The organism is Endozoicomonas sp. ONNA2 (assembly GCF_024606365.1).
Classification (GTDB): domain Bacteria; phylum Pseudomonadota; class Gammaproteobacteria; order Pseudomonadales; family Endozoicomonadaceae; genus Endozoicomonas.
In genome coordinates this window covers 1-2,231 of sequence record NZ_JAHHPO010000031.1, presented here as the reverse complement: position 1 = coordinate 2,231, position 2,231 = coordinate 1, and the positions used below count along the sequence as shown (strand labels likewise).

General features: G+C 51.5%; 2 protein-coding genes. Both read right to left on the bottom strand.

Annotated features, from left to right (window positions below; all coding sequences use genetic code 11):
• Window positions 1-234, bottom strand: a 234-nt coding sequence (locus KDK14_RS00355; RefSeq protein ID WP_257263028.1) for a hypothetical protein, incomplete at its 3' end; no start/stop codon positions are given.
• Window positions 235-303: 69 nt separating this feature from the next.
• On the bottom strand, window positions 304-2,231 hold a 1,928-nt coding region (locus KDK14_RS00350), incomplete at its 5' end, for a WD40 repeat domain-containing protein (RefSeq protein WP_257263027.1).

Sequence of the window (2,231 nt, the reverse complement as noted above, 5' to 3'; positions counted from 1 at the left end):
GTTTAAATGCCTGCACGTTTTTGCGGTGGCGAGAATATCCCGGACATTCAAAAGGTCTAACAGCTTGAGCATGGGAACCCTTGGCACATGCAGTAATGTACACGGGCCTTTGCAGGGAACAACCGACATCCCGTTGCTGCGCCCCACACAATACGACGCCTCAGGTGTCACTCCGCCACGGTCCGGGCTGCTGCCATGACTGCTGATGGTGTTCACGGTAACGGGAGATTCCATGATTCATTGCCCTCGTCAGGTGATTGCCGTTCAGTAGTCTTGGATGGAATAGTCGGGCAAAAGTTCAAGTCAGTCGGAATCATCCTGTAAACCAGACTTGTTTGCCCTTTTGCACCCGGGCGATGGCGGCATGCATGCATCTGCTTGCAGGCGAGGTGGCACTGGATCCTCACCATACAAACGCCAGATTTCTACGGTGTGCTTGCCACTGACAGTCACCACCTGTCTGCTATTGGCACTGAAGATGGCTGATCGGACCTGCCCGGTATGCTTCAGAATGGTCTTGACTCCCCAGCTGCCATCGGCATACCGGCCCAGGATTATTGCTGTGCCATCCGCGCTTGCGGTCACTAAATGGCTGCCATCGGCGTTGAAGCGTGCGGAATTGATCCGGCCGTAATGGGTGATAATGGCTCTTTGTCGCCAATCGCCATTTCTGTCGAGTCCGTAGATTTTTGCGTGATATTCGCTACAGTTGCGTGCGCGGCAACAGAAAGAGACAACATGACGGCTATCAGCACTGAAACTGGCCTTAATTTGTGGCCTCTCATGGTTATGGCGAATGTCGGTTTTTTCTATCCAGCCTCTGGCTGCGGTATAACTGTATATGCAGCAACTGGCACCATAACCGGCGATGATGACTACCGCATGGCTGCTGTCGGGACTGAAGAAGGCTTTTCTCGTTTTTCCCCTCAAGGGAATAGAGGTCTGTATCCAGTTGTCGTGTTTGTCACAGCTCAGGAATTCAACGCTGGAAAGATCTTTGACCGCCGCCATCACATGGCAACCGTCGGGGCTGAATTGGGCGGACAGGCCAGGATCTGTGTCTTTAGAAATGGGGATATGGCCGGTTTTCCCAGTCCAGTTGCCGCTGTCATCACGACTGAAGATTTTCAGGGTTGTGTTGCCTATTTCAAGGTCGTGATAGTTGATGGTAATGATATGGCGACCATCAGGGCTGGCTGTAAAATAGATGATCTGGTAGCTATTGTTACTGTTTTTGATACTCTCCAGCGTGTTGCCATCGTTTTTGTTCAGGTTAAGGATTTTTGCCACCCCCATAAAACCGAACAACAGCAACTGGTCGCCATCAGGGCTGAACCTGACGAAGTTGACATTGGGGTCACTAATGGTTTCTGAGGTCCAGCCATGCTCTCCGTTCCGCCGGTGGATTTTTGCCTCCAGGTGGCAGGCGTAGGGGTCCACCGGGCGGGTCAGTACCTGGCTGCCATCGGGGCTGAAGCAGGCCTTCCAGCTCCTGCCATCGGCGATGTCTGCTGTTAATGTCCAGTGACCAGCGTCGTCCAGACTGTGGATTTTGGCACTGCCATCATCACAGGTAATGACTACCTGATGACCATCGCAACTCAAGTCAGCTGATATGATCCTGCTTTCATGGACAAAACTGAACTGCTCTGTGCAGCTGTGATCGGCGTTATAGGCAAAGATTCTTGCAGTACGGAATCCATCCCAGGTCAATAAATGACGGCCATGGGCGATGAAGCTGGTTATGACGGTGGTGAACGGAGGCTCACGTTCGACCCGGGAATTATAGATAAAACCAGCCTGTTTATGCCATTGGCCGTCTCCTGAAAAGCCAAGGATTATCCCGGTATAATTGTTTCTGAAGATCACTAAATGGTCGCCATGGGTGTTATAGCTGACGTTATTGACCTCAGGAATATTAATAATTCGCTTTTCCAGAACCGGTTCGAATTGTTGACAGCCCACCATCAGTTGACTCACCTTGTAAAACAGGGCTGGGGAAAAGCATTCTCCTTTTTGTGGTTCACAGGTTTTACGAACGTCGTCTGTTATTTGCCCTGCAGGGGCTTGGCTGCGAAGTTTTTCGGCTACCGTTGCGTCCGTAGTAAATTGTCCCAGCCAGTTGTGCAGGTCAGGTTCACTGATGTCCCGGGCAATCTCCCGGAACTGGTTCTGCTGGTGTGTTGCCAATGTGGCAAACCACCTTTTGGCCAGCAGATGCTCACTGGTGA